The 6,138-nt window shown below is 68.9% G+C and carries 6 protein-coding genes; 4 read left to right on the forward strand and 2 right to left on the reverse strand.

Going from position 1 to position 6,138, the window contains the following annotated elements; genetic code table 11:
• Positions 1-471: ester cyclase (locus WA805_RS01095; protein ID WP_425241436.1), on the reverse strand; the 471-nt coding region annotated here is incomplete at its 3' end.
• Between the two features lie 56 nt (positions 472-527).
• Here WA805_RS01095 and WA805_RS01100 point away from each other — a divergent pair.
• The 3 genes from WA805_RS01100 to WA805_RS01110 all read left to right on the forward strand — a co-directional run bounded on the left by WA805_RS01100 (position 528) and on the right by WA805_RS01110 (position 2,190).
• Positions 528-1,187: a TetR/AcrR family transcriptional regulator gene (locus WA805_RS01100; protein WP_425241437.1), complete on the forward strand. Its 660-nt coding sequence runs from the start codon at positions 528-530 to the stop codon at positions 1,185-1,187.
• A gap of 182 nt (positions 1,188-1,369) precedes the next feature.
• Complete coding sequence (locus WA805_RS01105) at positions 1,370-1,795, forward strand: hypothetical protein (protein WP_422286212.1); 426 nt, start codon at positions 1,370-1,372, stop codon at positions 1,793-1,795.
• 5 nt (positions 1,796-1,800) lie between these two features.
• The gene (locus tag WA805_RS01110) at positions 1,801-2,190 is read left to right on the forward strand and encodes a hypothetical protein (RefSeq protein WP_422339766.1); all 390 of its coding nucleotides are present in this window, start codon (positions 1,801-1,803) and stop codon (positions 2,188-2,190) included.
• A 291-nt stretch (positions 2,191-2,481) separates the two neighbouring features.
• Here the strand turns inward: WA805_RS01110 and WA805_RS01115 are convergent, their stop codons facing one another.
• Positions 2,482-2,718, reverse strand: a complete 237-nt coding sequence (locus WA805_RS01115) for a hypothetical protein (RefSeq protein ID WP_422272699.1) — start codon at positions 2,716-2,718, stop codon at positions 2,482-2,484.
• A gap of 165 nt (positions 2,719-2,883) precedes the next feature.
• Here WA805_RS01115 and WA805_RS01120 point away from each other — a divergent pair.
• Positions 2,884-6,138, forward strand: a 3,255-nt coding sequence (locus WA805_RS01120) for a BTAD domain-containing putative transcriptional regulator (RefSeq protein WP_425241438.1), incomplete at its 3' end; no start/stop codon positions are given.

Below are 6,138 nucleotides of genomic sequence, written 5' to 3' on the forward strand. Positions count from 1 at the left end.
GGGGCTGGGCGGGATCCAGCCGAGCTGCTGTGCCATGGCCAGGTCGTCGCGGTTGGCCCAGTGCTCGATGATCTTGCCGTCAGCGAGGCGGAACCAGTGGGATTGGGTGGCGGCGAAGGTCTTGCCGGTCGGCGGCATCGCCTGGGCCACCGCCCCGGCGTCGTCGTAGGTCACGAACGGCCTGACGTGACGGCCGGACCAGGTGCTGCGGATGGCGACGAGGTCTGAGTCCGCGGCCATGTGGTGGACGTCCCAGCACAAGTCGGAGAAGGCGCCGCGCAGCCACAGGGCGATGGCATGAAATGCCGCCGGGCCTGTTCCGCGGGTTGCCGGGGGGCCGGATTCCTCCCGGTCGATGGCCTCGGGGTGGGCCAGTGCCTCGAAGTCGGCCAGGTCGCCGTCAGCCATGATTTCGAGGCTGTGCGCGCAGATCGCCTTCGGGTCAGTCAGGGTCGTGGGGTGCTGGCTCATGTCCCGCGCCTTTCGCTAGAGTCATACTCTATCGGATTTAGTAGTACTCTATCTGAATGACCGAGACTGTCAAGAGGCGCTACAACGCGGCCCGCCGCCAGGCGCAGGCCCGCCAGAATCACCAACGGGTCATCGACGCCGCCGCGCGGCTGTTCGCCGACCGCGGGTACACCGCAACCGCCCTGACCGAGGTCGCCGCCGAGGCGGAGGTCGCCGTGCAGACCCTGTACGCCGCGTTCGGGACCAAGGCCAACCTGCTCAAGCACGCCATCGACGTCGCCCTCGCCGGTGATCACCTGCCCGTGCCGATGATGGAACGCGACTTCGCCCAGCAGATGATCGCCGAGCCCGACCCCCGCCAGGAGCTGGCGATCTACGCCGCCCACGTCCGCCAGGTCGCCGAGCGCGCAGGCGGCCTCCTGCTCGCCGCCTGGACCGCGTCCGCCAGCGATCCCGCCGTCAAAGAACTGACCACCGAACTGGACGCCCAGCGGATGCGCGGCATGACCGCCGCAGCCAGCGATATCGCGTTCAAGGCCACCCGGGCAGGCTGCCTGGCCGACGGCATTACCCAGGACGACATCCGCGACGCTTTGTGGGCCTTCAACTCGCCCCAGCTGTACGGCCTGCTCCTCAATGACCTCGGCTGGACCCCGGACCGCTTCCAGTACTGGCTGGCCCGCTCCTGGACCCGGCTCCTCCTCGACCCGCGATAACCACGATCGCGCAGATTCCTCAGTTTCGACGAGGCTCCTCAGCATCCCCGCACTTCGTCAGGTCACGAAGTACAGCTGCCCTACTAGGTACCAGTCGCCTCCACGTGACCTCCACAGGATCTCCACGCCTTCGTCAGCTGAGCCATTCAGCGTGGAAGCCCAGCGGCTGTGGAGGATACGCGATGAACATCGACGCCGAACAGACCGACTTGTGCCACTACGCCCAGGCTCATCAGCAGCGGATCGACCACCTGCGGGCGAGAATTGACCGGTCGGCGCGAGAGCTGAGCGTGCACGAAATGATCAGGGACCTCGCTGAGAACAGCCAGCTGCCCCATGCGCTGCGCAGCCTGGCGAAAATGCCGGGCGCGGAGCTGGCGACCGGGAGCGACGTACGCGTCTTCCTCGCCGAGTACGGGGTGAGCGTCCCCGCCGAGTGGGACATAAAGGTGGAGTGTGCCGCGGGCGATTTCTCGGTCGTCGCCACTAACCGCGACGACTGGTTCCCGGCGAACCTGTCGTGGAGTTCAAGCGAGGGTTTCAACGGACGTGTCACGAATAACTCACGGCGTGTACTGCAGCCGGCCGCTCTGGCCACGGGCGCCTGATCGCCATGGGCGCCATCACCGAACTGCACTGGGTGAATAACTACTCGGGCAGTGCTCTCACCATTACGAATCTGGAGCCCGATCCCGTCTTTGCGGCGACCTGCCCGCCAGGACGGTCAACTTTCATTTCTGAGCAGTGGGTTCCGTGGTGCAGCCGGGGACCCGACTTCGCGGCTCACCACATCGTCATCATCTTGAACGGGGTCACGTTCTTCGTGTGGCAGGACACCGATAGTGACGGAAACTGGGTACGCCTCTCGACGGCCGGCTTCACGTCAAGCAGCATCCCCCCGGAATTCGTCCCGGCAGAGCACTTTCCCGGCAGCGCCCTCGAGGGCGGCGACAGGAACGTAGAGGTATCGTCTGGCGGGGCACTTCGCCTGGTCAACGCCTAGACCGCGCAGGAATGACCAGCGCTCCACGCGGTTGATAGCCTCCCCGCATGACGACTCGATCCAGGTGATCGACTGGCTCCTCGACTCCGACCTGTTGCTGGTCCGCGAGAGGCGGCTGGTCATGATTGACCTGCCGCAGGTGGTCGACGTGATCGCAACCCGAAGGGCGACTGGTTCCTGACCCGCGGACGCGGAGAACACCGGCCACTGGTTCGCCGCATGCGGCCTGTCCGGGATGAGCCCGGAACCCTCGGACCTCGCCGCCCCGCTCGCCGGGGCCACGCTCGGCCCTTAATCTGGGGTGGGCTGCACCTCGCCCGTCGGCCTGGCCGGCTTCTCGAGCCTGTCCTGTGCCCGGCCCGTCCAGCGCGACAGCAGCCAGGCGCCGCGCGTGGCCGGTGCGGCGAGAACGGCACCCGGCCGGCGCGTCACGCCGGCCCGCCGCGCCTCCAGGAGCACACGGTCTCGCTCGCCAGCCCGCCGCGCGTCGTCCTTGCCGGCCTGCATGAGGTACTGATGAATGGTCATGGCCCGCTCCTGGCAACGACTCGGCTTGTGACTGGTGGAAGCCTTCCTGCCAATCGATCGTCGCGCCGCGACCTCACAAAAGGCTCACATCACATCGCGGGGCGTTCACCAGCCCATTTCCGCCTCATCCGTGCTTCACTAGCAAGCAGGGGGAGGGCGCTGGGCGTGATCGAGTACCGGATTCTCGGACCGCTTGAGGTCAGCGCGAACGGCCGACTGATCGAGGTTGGCGGGCCGAAGCTGCGGGCCCTGCTGGTCATCTTGCTGCTGCGGGCGAATGAGTCAGTCCCGCGTGACGTGCTTGTCCATGAGCTGTGGGGCGAGCAGCCTCCGGTCGGCGCCCAGCACTCCCTCGACGTGTACGTCTCGCGGTTGCGCAAGTCGCTCGACGCGGCGGCTGACGGGCCCGTCGTGATGACCCGGCCCGGCGCGTATAGCCTCCAGCTCGCGGAGGGTCAGCTGGATGCGCGCAGGTTCGAGCAGCTGGTCGGGCAGGGCCGGGCCGCGCTCGCCGCGAACGCTCCCAGCCAGGCGGCGGAGAAGCTGCGCTCGGCGCTGGAACTGTGGCGCGGGCAGGCACTCGCCGACCTGGTCAACGGGCACGGCCCGCAGATCGAGGCCGCCCGGCTCGAGGAGCTGCGGCTCTGCGCGATCGAAGACCGGATCGACTCAGACCTGGCGCTTTGCCGTCACGCCGACGTGGCCAGCGAGCTGGCGGCGCTGGCCGCGGTGCACCCGCTGCGCGAGCGCCTGCACGGACAGCTGATGATCGCGCTGTACCGCAGCGGGCGCCAGGCCGAAGCGCTGGAGGCCTACCAGGCCGCGCGCCGGACACTGGTCGAGGAGCTCGGCCTCGAGCCAGGCCCGGCGCTGCGACGGCTGGAGAGCGCGATCTTGCGGCAGGATGCCTCGCTCGACCTGCCGGATCAGGCCGCGGTTGCGCCCGGGACTGTGCGGGTCTCGGGAAAAAGGCAGCCCAGGCTATTTGGCCCGAAGCGCCTGGCGGTCGTCGCCGCGGCGCTGGCCGTATTGATCGCACTGCCCGTGGCCATGACCACTCGCGAGCGGGCCCAGCTCACCGCGGGACCCAACACGGTCGGCGTGATCGATGGCGGACAGGCGCGCCTCAGCGCGGTCGTGACCGGAGTCGGACGGCCGAACGGGGTCGCCTATGGAGCGGGAGCGGTGTGGGTCACCGACAGCGCCGCCAACATGCTGCTGCGGGTCGACCCGGCCGGGCAGGTCAACGATCGCATCCCAGTGGGCCGCGGCCCGGCCGGTGTGGTGGTCGCCGGCGGCGAGGTCTGGGTCGCGAACGAGCTCGACGGCACCGTTTCCGAGGTGAACCCGGGATCCGGAATTCAGGTCGCGGCGATTCCGGCCGGGATCGGCCCCGCCGCGATCGCCTCGGGTTACGGGTCGGTATGGGTCGCCAACGTGACCAGCGACACGGTGTCCAGGATCGACGCGGCCACCGGCGTCGTGGTGTCGACCATTTCGCTCGGCAGTGCTCCGACCGCGCTTGCCGTCGGCGACGGCGCGGTCTGGGTCACCAGCCTGGACACCGGCGAACTGCTGCGCATCGATCCGACGGCCAACCGCATCTCGCAGGCCATCCCAGTCGGCCAGAGCCCGGACGGCCTGGCCGTGGGCGCGGGCAGCGTATGGGTCGCGGACGGCGGCGGCGCTGTCACGCGCGTCAATCCGCGGACCGGCCAGGTGCGGACGATCGAGGTGGGCGGCGCGCCAGCCGGAGTCGTCTACGCCGACGGCGCGATCTGGGTCGCCAGCGGCGTCAGCGGCACCGTGTCCAGGATCGATCCCAGCACCGGCGCGACCCAGCTCATACCGGTAGGAAACCAGCCGACGAACCTGGCCGCCGCCGGGGACGCGTTGTGGGCCACGGTGCTGCCCTCGCTCGCGGCCCACCGTGGCGGCACGCTCACCGTCATCGCTCAGCAGGTATCACCGGATCACCCCGTCCTTGATACCGATCCTGCGGTCGCGTATGACACCCTGACCTGGCAGATGCTGAGCATGACCAACGACGGGCTCGTCGGCTACCGGCGGGTCAGCGGCCTGGCCGGTGATCAGCTCGTCCCTGACCTCGCGACCTCGCTGCCCCGGCCAACCGACGGGGGCAGGACCTACACGTTCCGGCTCCGGGCCGGCCTGAGGTACTCGACTGGGTCGCTGATCAGGCCGGACGACATCCGCCGGGCGATCGAGCGGGTGCTGTTGATCGACAAGCAGCAGAATCCCGGCATCATGGGCTGGTACGACGGCATCGTGGGCGTCAGCCGGTGCGAGCGCAGTCCCGGTCCGTGTAACCTCGCCCGCGGGATCGTTGCCGACGACGCCGGGGGCATGGTCACCTTCCACCTCACGGCGCCCGACCCGGAATTCCTCTACAAGCTGGCCTTTTCGTGGGCCTACGCGGTCCCTCCCGGCACGCCTGACCACATGGTCAGCGCCGCGCAACTGCCCGCCACCGGCCCCTATATGACCGGGTCGTTTGTTCAAGGACACGCCTGGACGCTGGTCAGGAACCCGCGGTTCCGCAAATGGTCGCCACAGGCCCAGCCGGGCGGCTACCCGGACCGGATCGTCGTCCGGGTCGACGTCCCGCCCGGCCAGGCCGTCGCCGACGTCGAGCACGGTCGTGCCGACGTGCTGCTGACTCCCCCGCCAGACGCCGTCGACCAGCTGGCCACGCATTACACCAGCCAGCTGCACAGCGGTCCGCTGGCCGCGACGGTCGCGCTCACGCTCAACACCCGGATCGCTCCGTTCAACAGCCTCATGGCCCGCAAGGCGCTGAACTACGCAATCGACAGAAACACGGTGATCGCGCTCAACGGCGGGTCACTAGCGGCGGTGGCAACCTGCCAGGTCCTCCCGCCCACGATGCCCGGTTACCAGCCGTACTGCCCGTACACGCTCCGGCCTGGCCCGGGCGGGGCGGGGAGCGCGCCAGATCTGGCGCAGGCCGAGCGGCTCGTGCAGGCGTCGGGGACGCAGGGCGACAAGGTGGTGGTGCTGTACAGCGACCAAGGCACGCCGTTCCCCTCGCTGGCGACCGCTCGGTACGTGGTGTCGGTCCTCGATGTGCTCGGGTACCGGGCGTCGCTGCGGCCGGTCGACCCGAACGCGTACTGGAACGTGTTCGGCGACTCCCGCAACCGCGTGCAGGTCGGGTTCTACGGCTGGTTCCAGGACTACCCGGCGCCCTCGGACTTCATCGACCCGCTGCTCACCTGCGGTTTCTTCGTTTCCGACAATCCGGGCAACGCCAACACGGCGGAGTTCTGCGATCCGCAGGTCGACGCCCAGGCCCGGCAAGCCCTGGCCAGCCAGGTCGGAGATCCCGCCACGGCCGCGGGCCAATGGGCTGCCGTCGACCACGAAATTGTGGACCAG

The sequence above is a fragment of the Trebonia sp. genome (assembly GCF_049794275.1).
In the GTDB taxonomy this organism is placed as follows: Bacteria; Actinomycetota; Actinomycetes; order Streptosporangiales; family Streptosporangiaceae; genus Trebonia.